The organism is Cognataquiflexum rubidum, assembly GCF_022538115.1.
Taxonomy (GTDB): Bacteria; Bacteroidota; Bacteroidia; order Cytophagales; family Cyclobacteriaceae; genus Cognataquiflexum; species Cognataquiflexum rubidum.
Genome location: NZ_JAKZAL010000012.1, coordinates 70,920 through 92,617, shown reverse-complemented (window position 1 = coordinate 92,617; position 21,698 = coordinate 70,920). Strand labels below are relative to the sequence as shown.

Sequence of the window (21,698 nt, the reverse complement as noted above, 5' to 3'; positions counted from 1 at the left end):
GTTATGAACACTATTCAAAAGCTCGTCCAAGAAGTATCGACAGCCCGTAAGCTGTACCTCGAGCAAATAAAAAATGTGTCAGAAGCCCAGGCCAAATGGAAACCCGACCCTGAAGTGTGGAGCCTAATTGAAATCACAGAACATCTTTTTTGGGCGGAACAGGGAGGGATTTTTGGAATGTGGAAAACCCTTCATGCCATCAGGAATGGCGAAATGGTGCTTACCTATGAATCACCTCATCAGGGTATGTCGATAGAACAGGTAATCGAACTTACATGGGAGTCCAAGGAAAAAGTACCTGCAGTGGCAGTTCCCCGACTAGGCGGTCCTTTGTCATTTTGGAAGACTTCCCTAAGAAGTCTCCAAGAAGTACTTCATGGATTTGGAGATGATTTACAAGAAACAGAATTGAGAATACAGTCCCAGCCCCATCCCATCTCAGGACCATTAGACTTTCATCAGCGCCTTGAATTTTTGCGGTTCCATTTGAATAGACATACAGATCAGGTTTCTCAACTTTTAGGAAAAATGTGACAACGATTTTACTGCTTTTTAAATTTTTTTTGTTGATTAATTTCAAACCTAGACTTTTGGAATTTTTGTTTTTGAAATTTAAAATTCACTTGATTGAACATTTTTTATCGACCAATGCTGTTGCTGATTAATTCAGCAGCAGCTTTTTTTTATGGAAATTAAGGAAATGAGAAAAAAGCAGGATTAAGCCCACACCGACTGTAATAATCTAGGAAGAATCCTTCGAGATAATTAAAATTCACCAAAATCATTTTTTGAGTTTTCATTTTTTGCCAAACAAAGACTTTTGTTTAGTCTTCTGAATGTCAAAGGTTTGGTAACTTTATTGTACAAAATCAAATTCTTTATCTGAGTTTGATGAATGTAGGCCGGGCCATTTGAATTCCAAAAACCTGAATAGCGATGAATACTTCTTTTAGAATTTTACTCTCTATTTTTTCGATCTTACTGCTTTTGGGATGCAGGGAAGAAGAGGAAGTGCCAGTGTATAAACCGATTATTGTGAATGATTATGTCACCGCCTTTGACTTGGTCAAAGTCTATGCCCCCGGCCTTGGAAAAGAAGAACAGATTTTTGAGGGCTATTTTTCAGAAACCATTCCGGTCACTTTGGGCCGCTCCGGAGAGGATTCATTGGTTTTTATCATGCCTGAGTTGCCCATGGGACGCGCAGAACTCAAAGTAGAGATCAATGGAAAACCGAGGATATGGAAATTTAATCTCGGTATATATTTCCTTCCTCCTCCTTCCGCGGAATCTGTATTTGATGCCCTGATCCGAAACAATGAAGCTTTATTGTCGGAGATGGGAGCTTTCGGATCATTAGACAGGTTTTCTCAGGATTATTTGAAGTGGATCAGCCAATTAAAAATGGAATATTCACAACTTAACGAAAAGGAAAAAAAGGATTTCGAAGGGGTTATGACCAAGCCTTTTAATAAATTTTGGCTTAATTTTTTAAAAGATTCTCCCTCGAAACTGAAAGTTCCAGCCTGCGAAGATTATCCCATTGTTGATTTTTTAGGGAGGATTAATTTCGTTGAAAATTTGTTTTCACTACCCTTTTCCCCAAGAGGTTTTGAGTTTTTGGCAAAGTATACCGAATTGCCTGATTCTAAATTTTATCGATCAATCAAAACCGGAATCGGTTTGTCATTTTGGTATCAGATCGGCCTTATGGAGGCGTTGGCAGCCAAAACTTTGACTTGTCCGATCCTCAGAAACCTTGCATTCAAAATACCCGGAGACCAACCGGGATCATTTGTGGAACAGCCGACTTTGATTTTGGAATCCGGTGAAATGAATGAAGTTTATGCTTTTGGGGAATTTCAAAAACCCAATATGATAGGTCTTAATTCATTTTATGAAGATCAGTTCAGAGCAAGAGGGGAAAGGTTCAAAACATTCAAAAAAAGCACCTCCAAAATTCTGGTTATGTTGGCCAACGGGGCAGGTCTTCCAATTATGGAGGAAGAACCTCTTTATATCATTCCTGCATCAGCTCCACTTGAACAAATTCCTTTTCCGTCTTCTTTTCCAATTACGGTCCAAATTTTTAACAATCCGGAAATCAGATTTATTGGATATGGATTTGAAGAGGGTAAATTAAAGTTAGAATTGGAAAGCTTGACAGGTCTGGATCAGGACTTTGTTTTGAATATGAACTCTCGAGATTTTGAGAAAAATGTTCCTGCCAAACTCAAGGTTTTCTGTCCGATGTTGGCACAGGTAGTTTTGGATGAGGGAAAGATCCAGATTGATATTCAATATGGTTCACCTCCTTATCAGATTAATTGGAGCAATGGGTTGACAGGAACAGGGCCATTTGATTTTACACCCGGTGCATACACTGTACAAGTACTGGATTCGGACGGTTGTGAAGAGTCGATTGAGTTTGAAATGCCGGAATTCAGTACAGTAACGGACATCGATGGCAATGTATACAAGACAGTCAATATCGGCAATCAATGGTGGATGGCGGAAAATCTCCGCACTACAAGAAAAAGTGACGGATCTCTAATCACCAAAGTCAATGCGTCTTCAGAGTGGGCCGGAAACCCCGAAGTCAGCGTATATGCCGTCCTCGAGACAAAACCCGGAAACGATCAGAAATATGGGAATGTATATAGCGGAAAAGCGGTTTGCTGCGGAATCTGTCCAACTGGTTGGCGCTATCCTGAGTCAGAAGATTGGCATCAGCTACAGGAATATTTGGGCCCAAGTTATGCTACCAAGATGAAAACTTATCAGGGTTGGGAAAACAGTGTTGTCAAAGGTTCCAATATCAGCGGGTTTTCTGCCCTGCCAACAGGATATATAGAGTGGAATGGTATGTATGAAGAAGAGGGTTTGGTAACCTATTTTCGTGTTCCTACCAAACCAGAACCTCCATTTAGCCATACATTTTACTTGCTTGGTTTAGATTCTGGGGAAGAGATGAGGGCGAGGGCAGAAGGTTCTGGTGGGCTATATCCGGTAAGGTGTGTCAAGGATTGAGGGATAATTAAGATACCTTTTCCATAATCGCAATTCTTGGTTCAGGTCTTAATCTTTAAATATCGGCACCTTGAATCCTATAAACACATCTGTACTTTTTGAGGAACTGGAAAGGAGATTTGATAATACAGATCCCGAACCTATCATAAACGGGCCCGACCTAAATCCTACTCCCCACATAATCCCGGATTGGTATTGTCTTAAACTGAATGGACTATAAATGCTGAGCCATTTGGATTCGAATCTTGGTGTGACAGAAATGGTGTTGATGATATTGTTTGCCTTAAATGTCGAGGCATCCCGGAGTGAAAAAGCACCATGCATGCTGAGAAAGAACTTTTTTGAAACACTGTAATCAATAAATCCCTGCAGGGAAGACGGAAGTCCTAAAGATCTGTTTCCGATTACTTCTGTGCCCTGAAAGTTATCATTCAATACGTCTTCGATGTCCTTTTCGTCAAACTCGGAAACTGATACCGAACCATTCATATTGTAATTAAACTCGGTGATATCTTGGTAATTGATTGCCCCGATATCAAGCACAGAAATTCCAAACCGAAATTTGTAAGGTTTTAAAGTATAGAGAGAATCACTTGTAACCCCACTTTTAGCTCTCAATTCATACACGAGGCCGAAGTCAGCGCCGAATCCTCCTGTGAAATCAGTAAATTCGATATTTTCTGTATCAAAATCCGAAGTGTAGCCATAATCCAAGGTACCGCCGGTGGTGAGTATTCCCGCCTGTGAGTTAAATGCGGCACTTAATTGCGGACTTGACGTAAAAAGTCCACCTGCTCCGCCGAGGTATTTCAAAGTGGTTCCTATTTTCAACCGACTTGTTTCATCATCCAAAATGATCCTGCCATAGGTCAAACCGATTTCTCCCCATGCATGTACTGTTCCTGACAGGTCTTCCATTTCAGTCTGAAAATCAGATTGGGAATCAAAGCCTTCGGAAATACTTTCATAAAACAAACCGCTGATATTGTGAATGTTGAAAAAAGTCCTCACCCTGGTGTTGATCCCAAGGCTGCTTTTTTCATTCAACCTAAACATAACAGAAGGGCCAAGCACATCTGCATTTCCAAAAAAATTATTTCTATCCGTTGGCGTTTTTGCAACATCAGAATCAAAGGAAAATCCATCTCCGATATTTTTCAAATCTCTGAAGTCTACGCCTAGGTAATCATTTCCGACAAAAGCACTCGCAGATATAATATTGAACTCGAACTTGGTTTTAGATCCCACGACATTGGCGGGGTTTAGGAGAAGAGAGTGCACACCTGAGTTATTGTCCAGCGTGTTCCCAATATAAGATTGTGAATGGCCCAAAAAAGGAAGTGATAAAAGAAGGAAAAGGAGGACGGAAAGTAGTCTTAAAATGTTCATAGGATTAAAATTTGGTGTAAAAAAATAAATCTCCTGAATAAAAGTGATAATCACAATACCATTAAACTGGTATTTATTACATAAAGAGGCTATCTGCTTCTTGCAACCCATAACAACAGAAAAGCTGACTGCCAGAAAGAGTTACCGTATAATCCATTTTCCAAAAAGGAATGGGATTGAATTACCATAGTCTAGGCATCTTTCCGTTCATAAATATTTTTGAAAGTGACCTTTATAAATAATTATAAAATCCACTGGAATTTTCATAAAATAATTTTTACATTATTGGGCTAAAGATAATTTTAAGTTTCATTTTTTTTTCGTGACCATTTTGATATGCAGAGGCTAATTATTGTAGTTTGGCTATTGGCTTGTTTCTTTTGTGGTACGGTGGATAATTTTGCGCAAACAGATATCCAAATCAGATCATGGGGACAGGATCATGGCATAGAGAGTGCGGTGATTTTTGGGATGTTCCAAGACAAAAACAACTTGATTTGGATATGTACCTACAACGGCTTGTATTATTTTGATGGATTCAGGGCCTATAAGTCGCAGATCCTTGAAGGGGAGGAAAAGATACCTTTTGATGGGGTTGTCAACCAACTGCTTCAAACTACAGACGGAAGGTATTGGCTAAAAGCCGGAGAAAAATTTGGTGTTTATGATATTTTCTCCAAGGTCTTTACACCCCTCCAAACCCAACCGACTGATTTGTTGGCCACATTCCAAAGTATAGAAGATAGTCTTTATGTTGTTGATTCCTACAGGACATTTTTGGTAGACAGAAACAACCTCGAAATTATCCAGATGGTATTTGTTGACAATCAAGGCAGACTAATTTCTGATAGGGTAAAGGTGTCCGGTTCTTCAGGTAAATTCTACAGCTTTAAAGAAAGTTTTCCTGTAGAAATAGTGCCATCAAACATTTCCGGTCGATTGGTTGAAAATAAGAAATCGGATACGTCCACCGATTTGTGGAATGAGAAGGGTTATTTAAAAAATGGGAACGATGTTTTTGGTAATTTTTGGTATAAGAAACCTTATGCGGATGAATGGATAGTGCATGATTCTTTGGGAAGTGATATCAGTAAGAAAATGTTACTTCATTTTGAGGGATTAATAGTTTTAAACTTGCATACTCAGCCTGGGTTTTCCTCTTTTTTTACAGACAATGGGTTAATGATTTGGGAGAAAAATGCTGCAAAACCCAGATATTTGTTTGAGGAGATTCCAGAATTGAATGATTCAAGACTTATTAATATTTTTGATAAGGAGAAGACGGTTTGGATTAGTAATAGGCTAGGGATTCATAACATTATCATTAATCCTTCCAGGTTTAATTCGATTACCAAAGATCAAAATGAATTGTTCAGCGATTTTATTTTGGGAATTTATCCTTTTGATGATAATCGGCTGATTATCAAACATGATTTTCCTGATCCCTATTACAGTGTCTTTGATCAAACAACCAGTCGCATCTCTAAAATTCACGAAGAGGAATTATCTAAGGTTTTTGGATTTTCACCTTATTGGGATTTAATAAAACATGGTGATCCAAAAAACTGGATCCTGAAATATGGTAACCTAATACACAACCTTCCGAATGTTGATCCTAACGGAAACCCTTTTTCCTCCAATATTTTTATTTCCGATGGTAAGGAGTATGACTATCTTGTTTATCCTTTAGAAAACCGTGAAACAGCATTACAACTCTGGCGGATTTCTGACAACAAATTGATTTTTCCCAAAATCAATCCGCTTCAGTTTGCTGATCAAGGGGATACAGTTTGGATAGGGACTCATAGCGAGGGCTTGGTGGCTTTGCATATCCCAAGTGGACAAACTGCCCAATGGCTTTCTAAACCAAATAACAGTCAAAGTATACCATCCGACCGGGTTCATGCAGTAATACCTGTAGCAAACGGAAATCTTTGGTTGGGGACAGGAAAAGGATTATCCTATTTTGATAAAAAAGCAGGAGTTTTTACATCTTACCACACCCAACAAGGACTGATCGATGACAGGATTTATTGCATGGCATTTGATGCGAAGGGATACCTGTGGATAGGCACCGGTAACGGACTTTCAAGATTTGATACGCTGAACAAAACTTTCTCCAACTTCACCAAAGCAGATGGCTTGGTCAACAGTGAATACAATCGAAATTCTGCCATTTTGCTGGACAATGGCAGGATAATGATGGGAGGAATGCAAGGCATTGATATTTTTGATCCGGATGAGATAGATGGGCAAATTGAAAAACCAATGCCTAAGATTGCCCATGTCCAAAATAATGAAATGCTTTTCAATTTTAAGTCACAGTTTGATTTCGAATACGACAAAAACCATTTTGATTTTTTTATTTCCTCCAATCCAATTTGGATGGCATCAAACCTGACCTATCAGTATAGATTGGAAGGTGCAGAGGACAGATGGCAAACTCTGAATTATTCCAATGTAGTCCATTATCCCAATCTTCCTCCTGGAGAATATAGTTTTCAGGTAAAAATTGCCAACCAACCTGAGATTGCAACTTACGATTTTACCATTCACCGGATTTGGTACACCACTTGGTGGTTTAGGATGGTATTTATGGCAATTGGAATCCTCTTGATTTACCAAATCTACAAGATCATGCTCGCCCGGAGAATTTACCGTCTAGAGCAGGAAAACAGGGTGATGCAACTTAAGGCAGAGCAAGTCTTTTCGGTCAATAAAGAGCGGGAAAGAATCATAGCCGACCTGCATGATGATGTGGGTGCAACATTGAGTAGTCTCCATATATATGGGGATCTTGCCGGCAAAATATGGGATTCCCAACCCGAAAAAGGCAAGGAAATGGTGGACAAAATTGGGGAACAGTCCCGCGAGCTGATGGGAAGGATGAGTGATATAATCTGGAGTATGAAAAGCACCGAGGAAGAAAGACAATCCTTTTCTTTTCGTCTTAAAAACTACGGCACTGACTTATTGGCCTCTAAAAATATCGAAGTGGTATATAATATTGATGAGAATTTGGTGAAAAAAATCCAACTTCCCGATATCCGCAAAAATCTCCTTATGATTGGAAAAGAGGCAATGAATAACATCGCAAAACACAGTCAGGCTAGCAAAGTTAAAATTGAACTTCATCAGGAAGGGGATTATTTGGCATTTAAGATCAGTGATGATGGAAAAGGTTTTGACGTGCTTCTTGTTCAAAAAGGGAATGGACTTGGAAACATCCAGCAACGTTGCGAAAAAATACAGGGCCAAGTGAAAGTAGAAAGCGTCAACGGTTGGGGAACGCAGATTTCCTGCCTTGTACCTATGGCTAGAATTAGCCTTGTTGATTGATTGAAAAGAAGATAAATTTATATATGATCAGGGTAGCGGTATATGATGACAATCCTTCCCGACGGGAAAGCCTACAGGCCTTGGTATCCCTGATGCCGGAATGGGAGTGGGCAGGCTCTTTTGAAAACTGTTCCTCTATCTTGGAGAATATAGTGGAGAACCGGCCGGATATCATCTTGATGGACCTGGAAATGCCCGTTATGGATGGCATGGAAGGAATCAAATTAACCAAGCTGCACCATCCCCAAGTGAAGATCATCGTGCAGACGGCCTTTGATGATGATGATAAAGTGTTCAAAGCCATCCAATTGGGGGCGGAGGGTTACATTCTCAAATCGGCGGCTGTCTCACAGATTACCCAAAGCATCGATGAAGTCATCCGGGGTGGAGCAAGTATGAGTCCATCCATTGCAATGAAAGTGATGCGATTTTTTAGCCAAAAGGAAAAACAGATAAAAACCGACTACAATCTCACTCCCAAAGAAACAGACGTCCTCAAAAAACTCGCAGAAGGTCTCAGCTACAAAATGATCGCCGACCAAATGGGCATCAGCTACTTTACCGTCAACAACCACGTCAAGAAGATCTACGAAAAGCTACAGGTGCATTCACTCGGAGAAGCCGTGTCATTGGCGCATAGAAAGAACCTTTTTTAACCTTTGAGGTCTTTATTGAACCTCGAAAGTTTTTTCCAATAAAGAGTGAAGGGAGAGAATGAAAAATGAATTGAATACAATTCCCCAAAAGAGAACGGCAGCAATTCCAAATTAACAATCCTTCCGGCAAGGTTTTGAGTGAGGTTATGTTTTAGGAGAAAAATTATTAGATCCGGTCAAGATGTACTGGCCCGAATCATTTATACCATCTGAAATTCCCTGTAAATAAGAAATTACATCAGGCATCCGTTGAATTTCATTCAAAACTACATCTTCGGAGAAACTTGCTAAAAACTCCCTGGGATTCTCTAAAACTTTTTTTCTGTATCGGGATTTACTGGTAAAACATAAGGCTTGTCTTCAAACAGCTGTCTTTCGGGTATCGACTTTGCAGATTGTCTATAGCCAATGACAGCCAAAGCCTTGAACTTTGAGTCCAAACGCAGAAGTTTAACAAAAGCGCCTCGCAGGATCATGCTCTAGAAATATGGGATATGATTCTATGTTTTTCCATATTTCTTGTTATTTAATTTAAAAAAGTCCGGAGGAACATACTTTTCATCTGTCTCCCTTTAAAAACCTTGGAAATACCTTTGGCTCACCTTTCCTTCCCAATTTTCAATATTCAATAGAGTATTCAATTTTTCAGCTAAGAAATTCCCTCAATTCATATAGCAATATTTAGCTATTTCCCCGCTCGGGTTCCATAGGTAATTTTAGAAGGTAAAATCACAAAATCCATTGCTTTTAAGTGAACCGATTTTAGTAAGGACCTTTAACGATTTTTAAATTTTCGACTTATGAAAAACCATTACACCATTAAATCCGGTTGCCCAAATGAATTTTCCGGGGTAAGCACTTCAGGAGTGCAACTGTTCAGTTTGTTTTGGCAGTTTTCCTGCACCCAAAACAAAGATGACATCATCCACCCCATGTCAGGGCAATTCACGACGACGCTAGGAAAAACCGGTTTCTCCGACTTGGGAAATGACTGTATTGATCAGTTTTGTTCTGTTTCACTTTATATTCTTTAAAACATTCATGATGAAAACACTACGGTTTTTTTTGACCCTCTTCGCTCTTTGTGCCTTTACCATTGCTAAGGCACAAACTCCGGTATTAAACTCCTACCGCTCAATCCAAACCGGAGATTGGAACAGTATTGATACTTGGGAGCGCTTTGATGGCGATGAGTGGGTAGCAGCAGAAGATATTCCCTCTTCCGATGATGAAAAAATTTCCATAAGAAACGGACATAATGTAACCATAAATGACCCGATTACTGCTGATCAGGTGGTAATTGAATTAGGGGGGACAATAACGCAAAATAATGACCTTACCCTAGCTGATGGTACTGGTGATGATTTAATCGTGAATGGAACCTGGAACTGGCAGGGAAGAGTAACAAGCAGCCCCGGAACTGCCTTAATTGCTACTGGTGGAGCACTGAATCTGACAACGGGTGAAAACAAATTTGTATATGCCAACATTACCATCAACGGGACGATGGACTGGCAGGACGGCCCAATCCTGTTTGGCAACAATCCCACCATCACCAACAACGGCACCTGGACCATCAGTGGGAATAACAACATGGCGAACAATGAATCAGCCGGATCTGTGGTAAACACTGGAACCATAAACAAGACCAGCACCGGAACCACTTTAATGCAGACAGCGTCGTTCAACAACAGCGGAAGTTTAAATTATGCCGGTACGTTGTTTAATAACAGTGGTTTGTTTGACAATACAGGAAACCTTACCGGCAATTCGGGTACATTTAACAATGCCGGAACGCTTAACCACAATACGGGTTCGGTAATTGGCGGAACGGGAAACTTCAACAACAGCGGGATATTGAACCTGAACACCGATCAGGTGTTTTCGGCTACGCTTATTTTAGGCAATTCAGGCAACATTGACGGACCGGGCAATCTTACCCTCAATCATGACTTTACCTTTTCAGGAGATATTGCAGGTGCAGGTTTGCTGTTTCTGAATGAAAATGCCACATGGACCGGAGGGGCTATCAGACGTCCAACGTTACTTCCTGTAGGCAAAACCCTGAATCTGACAACGGGTGAAAACAAATTTGTATATGCCAACATTACCATCAACGGGACGATGGACTGGCAGGACGGCCCAATCCTGTTTGGCAACAATCCCACCATCACCAACAACGGCACCTGGACCATCAGTGGGAATAACAACATGGCGAACAATGAATCAGCCGGATCTGTGGTAAACACTGGAACCATAAACAAGACCAGCACCGGAACCACTTTAATGCAGACAGCGTCGTTTACAAACAGTAATGGGGCTATCATCAAAGGACTTGGAACATATAATTTGAACTCCGGCGAATTCATCAATACAGGAATCATCTCTCCCGGATCATCCCCCGGTATCCTGACAATCAATGGCACAGAACCGCTCACTTCAAACAGCACACTTGAAATTGAAATTTTGGATAACAATGGTCCCGGTACAGGTCACGATCAGTTAGTTAGAGAGGGACCATTGACTTTATCGGGTACTTTAAAAGTAACTGAAACTGGTGAGGTGCCAAATGGATCTTACACTATTATTAAGCTCTTGGGTGGTGTCATCAGCGGAAAATTCAATGAAGTGATTTTGCCAGAGGGATATAGTTTGAAGGAGAATTTAACCAATTTGGTATTGGAGCGGAATGTAGTCAGTTCTACCGATTGCAATGGAGTAGAAAACGGACTTTCGAAATTAGATGAGTGTGGAATATGCCGTCTACCCGATGATCCTGATTTTAATTCTACCTGCACTGATTGCGCGGGTGTACCCAATGGTGATTCTTTCTTGGACGAATGTGATGTTTGTATTTTTTCCAAATCAATAACCCTCAGAAGTGGAAATGGAACCTTTGGACAAAGTGACGACCTGATTACCATGTTAGTGGGACCAGCAGATGAAGCCTTTCCAAATGTGCTTACCGCCTCTGATTTTCAGGCAGCTAGTAATGGCCCTTCCGCATTGATAATACCCAACTATCCCTCTTGGATATCTTTTCTTCCCGCAGATGAGGAAGCCAAGTGGATCAACGATTCCGGAAATAACGAAACTGGCAGCACAGTACTTTACGCAATTGATTTCGTCATAGACTTTGACTTCAACGATGCAAATATTGATTTTTACTATGCAATAGACAATTTTAAGGGTGGCGATCAGAATCAAGGTTTGTATCTCAACGGACAACCCCTTTCTGGCAATACTACTGGAGGAGACTTCTTAGGTCAATATCTGATTTCAAGAAATGATATTGCTCCTTTGTTGAAGCAGGGCACTAATACCCTATATATGAATTCCACCGATGTGGGAGGACCAAGCGGTATTATTTTCAGCGCTAAAATTACAGTTACAAATGTTCCCAATGAGAGTTGTGCCGACTGCGCCGGTATACCCAATGGCACTAGCCTGTCCGGAACATCTTGTGTGCTGAATGGAAGCAACGGAACATACAATGAAAACTGCTCCTGCATTGTACCCACTATCATCGCTCCTGAGAGCATCACTGTCGGTAGTGATGTAGGGAGCTGTGAAGCCACCGAAATTGACCTTGGAATCCCCACTGTCACGGGTGAAGACATTCCTGCTGATGGTATCAGCAACGATGCTCCTGAAAGCTTTCCTGTCGGTTCTACCAAAGTGATATGGACCGTGACGGATGGCAATGGAAATACATCCACCTCAGAACAGACAGTGACAGTGGAAGACAATGAAATTCCGCTAATCTCTGCTCCTGCAAATGTCAGTTTGCAGATTGCCGAAGGAACCGATACTGTCACCGATGTGGAATTAGGAATTCCGATTACTTCAGACAACTGCGGCATCGCCTCTGTCACTAATGATGCTCCATCTTCATTTCCTTTGGGGACCACTCCGGTTACCTGGGTGGTAACAGATAAAAACGGCAACACTGCAACTGCCGGGCAGATTGTGACTGTCAGCAGGGAAATCCTGCCAACCATCTTAGCTCCTGCCAACATTACTTTGGATACCGACGAAGGAGCCTGCGAGGCGACCGGAGTTGACCTTGGTACCCCCACTGTAACGGGTGAAGATATTTCAGGCGACGGCATCAGCAACGATGCACCGGAAAACTTCCCATTGGGCAGCACCATTGTAACTTGGATAGTAATTGATGGCAATGGAAATACTGCAAAGGCAGAACAGACTATTACGGTTTTGGACAACCAAAAACCTATTATTTCAGCTCCTTCCAATGTCAGCATCGGAACAGATATTGGAGATTGCTTAGCCAGTTCAGTAAATCTTGGCCAACCTGAATTTTCTGACAACTGTTCGATCGCTTCAGTGACTAACAATGCCCCTTCCACATTCCCGATTGGGGAAACACAGGTAACTTGGACTGCCACAGATGGCAGCGGAAATACCCAAACCGATGTACAGTTTGTAACTGTAGAGGATTTACAGGCGCCTTCAATCACTGCCCCGGCCGATCTTACAATCAATACCGGAATAGGTTCCTGTGTGGCAATTGATGTAAATCTGGGCAATCCGGTAACTTTTGACAATTGTACCGTTTCCTCTATCACCAATGATGCCAATGATATTTTTCCAATCGGAGAAACAGTTGTCATCTGGACGGTGTTGGATGAGAATGGCAATTCTGCGACTGCTTCTCAAACCATCACTGTTGTGGACAAAGAGTTGCCAACCATTTCCGCACCTGGCAACCTTACTGTTCAGGTTGATCCGGGAAGTTTGGTAGCCACAAATATTGATCTCGGTACACCGACTTTTTCTGATAATTGTAAAGTGGAAAATATAACAAATAATGCTCCTATAAGCTTCCCGATAGGAAATACTGTAGTCACATGGACTGTTACAGATGCCTCTTTAAATTCAGCTACTGCAATGCAAACAGTAACGGTGATACCTGAAGATTCCGAATTGCCTACTATCACACCACCTGCCAATGTCAGTGTCAATACAGACCAAGGAGTCTGTGAAGCTACAGGGGTGAATATTGGGACAGCTTCTTTCACAGGAGACATTCCTGAGGAGGGTCTGACCAATAATGCTCCTGCTGTGTTCCCTTTGGGTGTTACAGTTGTAAAATGGACTGTGACAGATGTAAAAGGCAATATTGCCGAAGCTACGCAGACAGTCACTGTGGTAGATAATCAAAAACCTCAAATCAGCGCTCCAGCCAATACCACAATCAGAACCGATATTGGTGATTGTGCAGCCAGTTCAGTAAACCTTGGCCAACCTGAATTTTCTGACAACTGTTCGATTGCTTCAGTGACCAATAATAGACCTCTCACCTTCCCATTGGGAGAGACATTGGTGATATGGACTGTAATTGATGGTAGCGGAAATTCAGAAACGGCAACCCAATTGGTTACTGTGGAGGATAAGGAAACACCAAGCATCCAAGCACCAGCCAATCTCACTATAAACACGGATACTGGAATCTGTGATGCCACAAATGTTGTTTTGGGTAATCCGGCTACAGGAGATAACTGCGGTGTTGCCTCTGTGAAAAATGACGCGCCTGAATCATTCCCAATCGGTCAAACCGTTGTGACTTGGACAGTGACAGATGTCAATGGCAATTCTGCGACTGCTTCCCAAACCATAACTGTGATTGACAATGAGCGGCCAACGATTTCTGCACCGGGCAACCTGACAGTACAGGTAGATCTTGGAAGTTCGGTTGCCACTAATGTCAATCTCGGCGAGCCTACAGTCTCTGACAATTGCGAAGTGGAAAATTTCAGCAACAACGCCCCGGAAAGCTTCCCTGTTGGCAAAACCACAGTAACCTGGACGGTAACAGATGCATCTGGAAATGCGGCAACAGCTACCCAAACAGTAACGGTTTTGGAAGAAGAATCTGAATTGCCTACCATCACACCACCTGCCAATGTCAGTGTCAATACAGATAAGGGGATTTGTGAGGCTTCCAATGTCTATATTGGATTCGCCACTTTCACAGGAAATATTCCTGACGGTGGATTGACCAATGACGCGCCTCCTGTATTCCTACTTGGCGAAACGGTGGTGACATGGACAGTGACCGATATCAATGGAAATGTCGTAAAGGCAACACAGACAGTGACTGTATTGGACAAAGAGGCACCGTCCATCAAAGCACCTGCAGACATCCTGTTGGAAATCGTGGGAGAGCATATCCTTTCCACAGAGGTGGATCTAGGTAGTCCAACATACTCTGATAACTGCACAGTGGCATCTGTGAAAAACAATGCCCCAATCAGGTTCAAAGTAGGAACCACCGTCGTGAAGTGGACTGTAACCGATGAGTCAGGCAATGTGTGTACTGCCAAACAGAATGTGGTAGTCTCCAAAAAAGCCTGCACCACCATAGCCAAAGCCATTCCTGAGATCAGGCTCAAGCTGAACAGTGGGGGCAAAGCCAAGCTGAAGCCATCTATGGTGGATGCCGGTTCTACAAGCGACTGTGGTCCTGTCAAACTCGAACTGAGCAAATGTGACTTTACCTGTGCAGACATCGGCGAGCACACAGTGAAGCTATATGCCATAGACAAGAACGGCAACAAGGTGAACACCAAGTTTAAGGTGATAATAGTAGACGAGAGCAAGCCAAAAATCTCAGTCGACCAGACGCCTTTTGTATGGATGATGCAGTCGGGAGACACTTTTGTGATGCCTGATTTCAGGGACAAAGTGGCAGCTAGCGATAATTGCTCCTTTGAGCTTACCCAGTTCCCTGCGCCGGGAACGGTATTCAAGAAACCTGAAAACTGCTACATAGAGTTTGAGGCCAAGGACCCTTCAGGCAACAAGGCTAAGACCAAGTTCCAGTTCAAGTTGATCGTCTTCAAGTGCAAGGCCATGAACAAGAAATCGAGAGAAACCGATGAGGTCTACGACAACCTGTTGACTGTGCCATGGAATACTCCATTTGAGAGCTTGGTAGCGGAAGGAATCGAGTTTGAAGAAGGCAGTGATCAGGAAGCCATCAGACAGATCAAATGGACAGCCGATGGTTACGATCCATTGAGACCTGGATTCTACCAGCTGCATGGTGTGGTGAATAACGTTGGGTTTACGGGCAGGGATGTGAGGGTTCAGATACCGGTTCTTGTGGAGAACAAACCGATGCCTGAAGATATCATCCTGAGCAACAACGTGGTATCCAAAAAAGTCCGTTCAGGTGAAATTATAGGAGGCTTGCAGACTATCGATCCTGTGGACAATATCCATAGCTACAGCATGGTAGACCATCCGGACTATTACCTCGACAAAGGAGTCTTGGTTTGGAAAGGGGAGGGAATGCCACCTTTGGAGACAACGCTCAAAGTCAGCAGCACCGACCGTGCAGGACAAACCATAAGCAGGGAGATTAAAGTATTCAGGGAAATGGATGCACCTATAGATGCACTGATCTATCCAAACCCTGCCACGGACAATACGAATATCCATATTCGTATGATACAGGGCAGTAAGGTAGCCATCAGGATTTTTGATGCGGCGGGCAGACTGGTCTATGAAGAGAATGGCTATCAGGAAAGCAGCTTCACAAGGTCTTTGGACATCAGGGGCTACCCTGCAGGCTTGTATCAGGTGATCATTCAGGTTGATCAGCACTTTATCACCAAGCGTTTGGTCAAAGAATAGAATGAGTTGATTTGTTGGGTTTTAATCCCCCTTCTGGCGAAAGTTGGAAGGGGGATTTTGTATTATAATTCCCTCAAAATTAAGGTTGACCAAAAATCACTTTATGTCGGATAGCAAATTCATTTCTTGGAACCTTGAAATTCCAGCAAGTATAAACTAGGAATTCCTTCTGGATAATTAAAAATTTGTATGTACGCTATGATGTCGGTAGGTTTGAAATCTATTCAAATTCTGGGTTGTGGACTTAAATGCACGCTATATCTATCTTCCGACTTCGTCCCGAGCTATCGGGATCCGTCCCCAATGAAGAAGAATATAGGGTTACTGGCAAAGAACCGTATATCCATGTAATTAATTTTAAATTTTTTGAATGTGGGAATTAGTAATTTTTCCCAAAACTTGGGCATTGATTTGAAAAATCATCTCTGTTATTTGACTAACTTCCTGATCTTTAGATTAATTAACATGAAAAATCTGACTCAAATTTTTCTATTAGCGGTTTTTTCTACTTTTCTCCTTTCCTGCAAAGAAACCGAAGAACCCCTCCAAATCCTTCCCCCTGTGGCGGGAGGGGAATGGGTGATTTATCAATTGGCGAAAATCCATGCTCCTGATATTCCGGTAAAGGATAATAGCTTCTCAGGTTCCTTAGGAAATGTGGAGATCAATTTGGTCAGAATCCCCGGAGATACTTTGATCTTTATCATTCCTGATGTTGGGTCTGGGCCTACTGAATTGACAGTAACTATGGGTAGGCAGATTCGTGATTGGAACCTGACCCTAAACAAATGGCCGAATCCCACATTTGAGATTTTTTTTGATAGATTTCTTAAAAATGCCCTTGCGCTACAAAAGGAAATCCAAGAGGTTGATGAACTGAAGGAAATGGCTATTCCATTTGGATTGTGGATGGGCTTTTTTACCCAAAAGCTACAATCCTTGTCGGATATCGAGAAAGAAGCGATAGCAGGAACATTTCGAACAATAAACAACTTTTGGTTTTTCGAAAATCCCCATGTGTCCTTTGAGCTACCTTGCCGTAATGGTCCGGAATATACAGTGGCTTCCATGTCTTACAGATTTGTCTCATTTGATATTTCTTACCTGAAACACTTTTCCAAACTTCCCAAAACCCCTTTTCATGAAGCTGTGGTTGCAGGATTTGGTTTGTCTTTTTGGTATCAGAAAATCCTTTTGGAATATTATGCCCAACAGACTTTACTTTGCCCGGTGATTCAAGATGTTCAATTGATAGAATCAAGCACCGGGAAAATACTTCAGCCAAGTGACATTGTGAGTATTGAACCATTGAAGCCGATATCTTTTAGAACTATCGGGACATTCCGAAGAATCACCAAAACTGACATAGAACAAGGAGTGGATGCTTTATTTACCCCAACTTATGGATTCAGGAGAAAGGCATTGCTTTCTAAATACTTTTCAAATTGGATACAATCATACATTGAAGATTACAAATGGGAATTGCCTATTCTCAATGAAAGATCATTGGTTTTTGCTCCCGATGAAGCACCCACCACAACAGGTCCGGTACATGGTCAGTCATGGCTACAACCCTTTATGAATAATTCGGATGTCCGATTGGCCGAAAACAAGTATGTGGGTGACAGTTTAACATTAAAGTTTGAGAATTATCTAGGCGACCCACTTCCATTCAATTTGAAATTGGAACTATGGGCATCTTCCTTCAAAAAAGTTTTTGAGGTTTCCGCAGTCCTGCAGACAGGTTGTCCTTTAACAGTCGATTTGTTGATGATCGGCAGAACGCATTTTTTGGATATTGTGTCCGGGCTACAACCTTACGAAATTGCTTGGTCAAATGGAGTTTTAGGGGATCTCTCACAAACCCTTTCTCCCGGTAATTATGATATAAAAGTAGCTGATGCTGATGGTTGCGAAAGAACAATACCTTTCACTGTTCCTGAATTTGGGACGGTCGAAGATATTGATGGAAATGTCTATGAAACAGTCAAAATCGGCAATACCTGGTGGATGACGGAAAACCTGCGTACTACCAGAAAGAAGGATGGGACCGCCATCCAATTGATCGAACCGAATGCCGCTTGGAGTTCAGCAGCAGGACCTGCCTATTCCTGGAAAGGAAATGATTCGGGTGTAGATGAAAAATATGGCAAACTGTACAACTACCCGGCTGCCTGCTGTGATATATGTCCTGAAGGATGGCGACTTCCGGGTATTGCCGAATTCAGTTCCTTATCGGGTATTTCCGGAATAAAATACGGAAAACACATGAAAGAAGTGAATGGATGGCCATTGGGTTCATTAAAATCTACGAATCTTTCAGGATTACGAATCTTGCCAAGTGGTGCTCGCTCTGGAACAAATGGGGATTTTGGTGGACTAGCAGGAGAATTGGCTACATTCTGGACTAGTGCGAAGGATGCTTATGGATTGCCTCAAATAGGACTTCTCCTAGGATCATCTGATTCTTTTTTAGTGACTTTTTCCACAAACTCAAGAGACGGATTAAGTGTACGCTGTGTCAAGTAGAAGAGGAAGAAAGAGGGTGGAATATTTTAGATATTGATTTTTTGGCTTTTTAGAAATTTTTCCCCTCAGTTTTATTTGAGATAAAGGTTTTTACATTTTTCACAAAAAAGTACTTACCGATTTCTCCCCATTCCCTACCAGTTTCTAATCCAAAACAGCATTTTGCAAAACGTGACTGGTTAAAGAATGAGATTTGAAATAGCTTTTAAGAACAAAGAGAAGCGGAATGTTCTCCACAGTTTAAATTCAACTCCAATACTGTCCTGCCGGGTACTTGGAAAAAAACTAACGGTAGCTTTTTTATAAAAACTATAAGGACCCCTTTCCGAATAGCCCGGAAGGGGGATTTTTTTGTATCTCCAAATTAGTCGATATTTTTATTCACCTCAGAGGCCTCAGAGAACTCAGAGGATAGTTATTTTTCATTTTTCCGCAAAGAGCGCCATGGTTTCGCAAAGGACGCAATGAGAAAGCCTTTCAATTACCTTTGGGTCTTCCGAGGTCTCTGTTCAGGGGCCCTTTTGACTTTTTCTCTGCGACCTCAGTGTCCTCAGTGGTAAAAATGAAAACATATCACCCCAGAGGCCTCAGAGAGCTCGGAGGATAGTAATTTTTCATTTTACCGCAAAGAACGCCATGGTTTCGCAAAGGACGCAATGAGAAAGCCTTTCAATTACCTTTGGGTCTTCCAAGGTCTCTATTCAGGAGCCCTTTTTACTTTATCTCTGCGACCTCAGTGTCCTCAGTGGTAAAAATGAAATTATATCACCCCAGAGACCTCAGAGAGCTAAGAGGATAGTAATTTAATTTTACCGCAAAGAGCGCCATGGTTTCGCAAAGGACGCAATGAGAAAGCCTTTCAATTACCTTTGTGTCTTCCGAAGTCTCTGTTCAGGAGCCCTTTTGACTTTTTCTCTGCGACCTCAATGCCCTCAGTGGTAAAAATGAAAATATATCACCTCAGAGACCTCAGAGAGCTAAGAGGATAGTAATTTAATTTTACCGCAAGGAGCGCCATGGTTTCGCAAAGGACGCAATGAGAAAGCCTTTCAATTACCTTTGTGTCTTCCGAGGTCTCTATTCAGGAGCCCTTTTTACTTGTTCTTTTTAGCAGTGCGTCTTTGCGTAGACCTTCATTAAAAAATGGTGGCTTTTACCTTATATCAACAGTCACTATATCGGGTACATATAATTATTGGACTGGTAATTTTGACAGGTATACTGGTTTTTTTTTATTGTTTCCTAGATAAACCGATTGAATTTAGAAGACTAAATCGATCACTTCAGATTCTCTCTTAATGAGATATATAAGGCAATTAGGGTAATTAATAAGGAATAATTTGAGCGTAGCTTTATAAACAAAATATTTAATTGAAAAAATATAATTTTATCGATATTTTTTAAAATAATTTTTTTTAGTTTTATAAAATATATTTTATGAAATGCTTTTATTTGTTAATGAAAAGCAATAAAATTGTTTAAAATCCATATATCTTTTTTATCTATGGATTTAGTTTATAGCATTGATGGATTCTTTTTTAAACCCAAAATACTATGAAAGCAAAATTTTTACTACTGATGTTTTTTGTGTTAAGCAACCTGGCAGTGCCGGTCTTTGCACAAAGTTATTCCCCCGGGTACGAACCCACGGTGGTGACGGATAAGGATGACAACGCTCCTAGTAAAACGGAGATTGTTACATGCAAAGCCTCAATCACCCATTTAAAAAATAAAATAATCTTCTATATCCATCATTTTTAATTCCCATTGCTATGAATGAACAAATACTGCAAACCATGCGCCTACTGCTCTTCCTGCCCATGTTGGCCGGATTGACGCTATCGGCAGGGGTTACCAATGCCCAGACGGTCAACTATGAAGTGGGCAGCGAGCCCACAATTACGACCGACAAAGATGACTATGCTCCATGGGAGATCGCATTTATCGCAGGGACAGGTTGGGCGCCGGAAACTTTGGTTGACTCCATCTCGAAGAAGACCTAAATCATTATCACCATCACTAAATAAATTAACCTTTCAATTCTTAATTATGAAATCACTATTTAAAATTTCGAAAACTAGTAAAATTATTTATTTTCTGTTTTTGTCCTTTCTTCTTAACAACCCATCTGAGTTATTAGGTCAAACTTTCACTGAGCCAGATTGGGTTTTACACTCGACTATAAATGGTGTTCAACTACATTACAAAATATCTATATGTAGTGGCAATAGTGTGGTTTATCTAATGTTAGTAAATACAACAGAAGAAAAGGTTAAAGTAAGCTGGAATGAAGAGTATTGGACTTCTGAATTTCACATTCCGGAAAGTCCCGAGGGTATAAAGGAAATTGAAATATCTCCTAATACAACAGTTGAAGGTTTGTGTCAACAAATTGGAACTAACCCTTTATTGGAAATACCAATAAATTATATTATAAGTGTTCCTGATAGTAAATTCACAAAATTTAATTACCATAATATTAGTGTATCTACGGTTATATAACAAAAAAAAATTATTATATGAAGCCAATCTACTTAAAAGTTGTGTTAGCGTTTTTTATTACGCTAGCCAGCGCTAGTTTATATGCACAAACAGCATATTACATGAGGGGTGATACACCACCATGGGGAATTTTACCTCAAAATCAAGGATCTAATGAAGATGCAATGAAGAGGGTATTTAATAACAATTGGGCAACAGCACTATATAGTACTGCCGATCCAAATATAATCTTTGTTGCAAATACAAAATTTGTATTTTTAGAAGGAGGTGATGGGTCTGCCTTCGCTTTGAACACATTTCTAACAACCAATAGAACGAAAATAGAACAGTGGGTTTCTAATGGGGGAAGGTTGTTTCTCAATGCAGCACCAAACCAAGGAGGAAATATTAATTTTGGATTTGGAGGTGTAACTTTAACATATCCTGCATTTACCGCACAAGCCTCTGCAGTAAATGCTAACCATGTTATTTTTAATAGCCCCAATGGACCAGTAGGAACCGCTTGGTCCGGAGGCGCTTTTGGCCATGCTGTTGTGAATGGTACTGGATTAACTGCATTAATTATTAATTCCAATACAGGGCAAATAGTAT

The 21,698-nt window shown here is 41.1% G+C and carries 12 protein-coding genes; 10 read left to right on the top strand and 2 right to left on the bottom strand.

Features of this window, described 5'->3' with window-relative positions; all coding sequences use genetic code 11:
• Positions 1–3: 3 nt before the first annotated feature.
• Positions 4–534 carry a DinB family protein gene (locus tag MMU05_RS13870; protein ID WP_241142278.1) on the top strand — a complete coding sequence of 177 codons (531 nt, stop codon included), beginning with the start codon at positions 4–6 and terminating at the stop codon, positions 532–534.
• A gap of 402 nt (positions 535–936) precedes the next feature.
• Positions 937–3,030, top strand: coding sequence for a fibrobacter succinogenes major paralogous domain-containing protein (locus MMU05_RS13865; RefSeq protein WP_241142277.1), 2,094 nt, complete (start codon positions 937–939; stop codon positions 3,028–3,030).
• Positions 3,031–3,078: 48 nt separating this feature from the next.
• Here the strand turns inward: MMU05_RS13865 and MMU05_RS13860 are convergent, their stop codons facing one another.
• Positions 3,079–4,419 (bottom strand): hypothetical protein, encoded by a 1,341-nt coding sequence (locus tag MMU05_RS13860; RefSeq protein WP_241142276.1) that lies wholly within the window; start codon positions 4,417–4,419, stop codon positions 3,079–3,081.
• A 336-nt stretch (positions 4,420–4,755) separates the two neighbouring features.
• Here MMU05_RS13860 and MMU05_RS13855 point away from each other — a divergent pair, with 336 nt between their 5' ends.
• The 8 genes from MMU05_RS13855 to MMU05_RS13820 all read left to right on the top strand — a co-directional run bounded on the left by MMU05_RS13855 (position 4,756) and on the right by MMU05_RS13820 (position 21,107).
• On the top strand, positions 4,756–7,758 hold the full coding sequence (locus MMU05_RS13855; RefSeq protein WP_241142275.1) for a sensor histidine kinase: 3,003 nt from the start codon (positions 4,756–4,758) through the stop codon (positions 7,756–7,758).
• A 23-nt stretch (positions 7,759–7,781) separates the two neighbouring features.
• Positions 7,782–8,414, top strand: coding sequence for a response regulator (locus tag MMU05_RS13850; RefSeq protein ID WP_241142274.1), 633 nt, complete (start codon positions 7,782–7,784; stop codon positions 8,412–8,414).
• Between the two features lie 800 nt (positions 8,415–9,214).
• Complete coding sequence (locus MMU05_RS13845; RefSeq protein WP_241142273.1) at positions 9,215–9,448, top strand: hypothetical protein; 234 nt, start codon at positions 9,215–9,217, stop codon at positions 9,446–9,448.
• 7 nt (positions 9,449–9,455) lie between these two features.
• Positions 9,456–16,076, top strand: a complete 6,621-nt coding sequence (locus tag MMU05_RS13840) for an HYR domain-containing protein (protein WP_241142272.1) — start codon at positions 9,456–9,458, stop codon at positions 16,074–16,076.
• Between the two features lie 465 nt (positions 16,077–16,541).
• Complete coding sequence (locus MMU05_RS13835) at positions 16,542–18,605, top strand: fibrobacter succinogenes major paralogous domain-containing protein (RefSeq protein ID WP_241142271.1); 2,064 nt, start codon at positions 16,542–16,544, stop codon at positions 18,603–18,605.
• A gap of 1,554 nt (positions 18,606–20,159) precedes the next feature.
• Positions 20,160–20,366 (top strand): hypothetical protein, encoded by a 207-nt coding sequence (locus MMU05_RS13830; protein ID WP_241142270.1) that lies wholly within the window; start codon positions 20,160–20,162, stop codon positions 20,364–20,366.
• Between the two features lie 11 nt (positions 20,367–20,377).
• Positions 20,378–20,608, top strand: a complete 231-nt coding sequence (locus tag MMU05_RS13825) for a hypothetical protein (RefSeq protein WP_241142269.1) — start codon at positions 20,378–20,380, stop codon at positions 20,606–20,608.
• Positions 20,609–20,654: 46 nt separating this feature from the next.
• A complete protein-coding gene (locus MMU05_RS13820) occupies positions 20,655–21,107 on the top strand; it encodes a hypothetical protein (protein WP_241142268.1) in 453 nt (150 codons plus the stop codon).
• Positions 21,108–21,249: 142 nt separating this feature from the next.
• Here the strand turns inward: MMU05_RS13820 and MMU05_RS13815 are convergent, their stop codons facing one another.
• On the bottom strand, positions 21,250–21,681 hold the full coding sequence (locus tag MMU05_RS13815; protein WP_241142267.1) for a hypothetical protein: 432 nt from the start codon (positions 21,679–21,681) through the stop codon (positions 21,250–21,252).
• Positions 21,682–21,698 lie beyond the last annotated feature (17 nt).

Bases quoted from the DNA above. Each gene is read 5' to 3' on its own strand.
- MMU05_RS13870 (WP_241142278.1), top strand. From the start codon at position 4: ATGAACACTATTCAAAAGCTCGTCCAAGAAGTATCGACAGCCCGTAAG.
- MMU05_RS13865 (WP_241142277.1), top strand. From the start codon at position 937: ATGAATACTTCTTTTAGAATTTTACTCTCTATTTTTTCGATCTTACTG.
- MMU05_RS13860 (WP_241142276.1), bottom strand. From the start codon at position 4,419: ATGAACATTTTAAGACTACTTTCCGTCCTCCTTTTCCTTCTTTTATCA.
- MMU05_RS13855 (WP_241142275.1), top strand. From the start codon at position 4,756: ATGCAGAGGCTAATTATTGTAGTTTGGCTATTGGCTTGTTTCTTTTGT.
- MMU05_RS13850 (WP_241142274.1), top strand. From the start codon at position 7,782: ATGATCAGGGTAGCGGTATATGATGACAATCCTTCCCGACGGGAAAGC.
- MMU05_RS13845 (WP_241142273.1), top strand. From the start codon at position 9,215: ATGAAAAACCATTACACCATTAAATCCGGTTGCCCAAATGAATTTTCC.
- MMU05_RS13840 (WP_241142272.1), top strand. From the start codon at position 9,456: ATGATGAAAACACTACGGTTTTTTTTGACCCTCTTCGCTCTTTGTGCC.
- MMU05_RS13835 (WP_241142271.1), top strand. From the start codon at position 16,542: ATGAAAAATCTGACTCAAATTTTTCTATTAGCGGTTTTTTCTACTTTT.
- MMU05_RS13830 (WP_241142270.1), top strand. From the start codon at position 20,160: ATGAAAGCAAAATTTTTACTACTGATGTTTTTTGTGTTAAGCAACCTG.
- MMU05_RS13825 (WP_241142269.1), top strand. From the start codon at position 20,378: ATGAATGAACAAATACTGCAAACCATGCGCCTACTGCTCTTCCTGCCC.
- MMU05_RS13820 (WP_241142268.1), top strand. From the start codon at position 20,655: ATGAAATCACTATTTAAAATTTCGAAAACTAGTAAAATTATTTATTTT.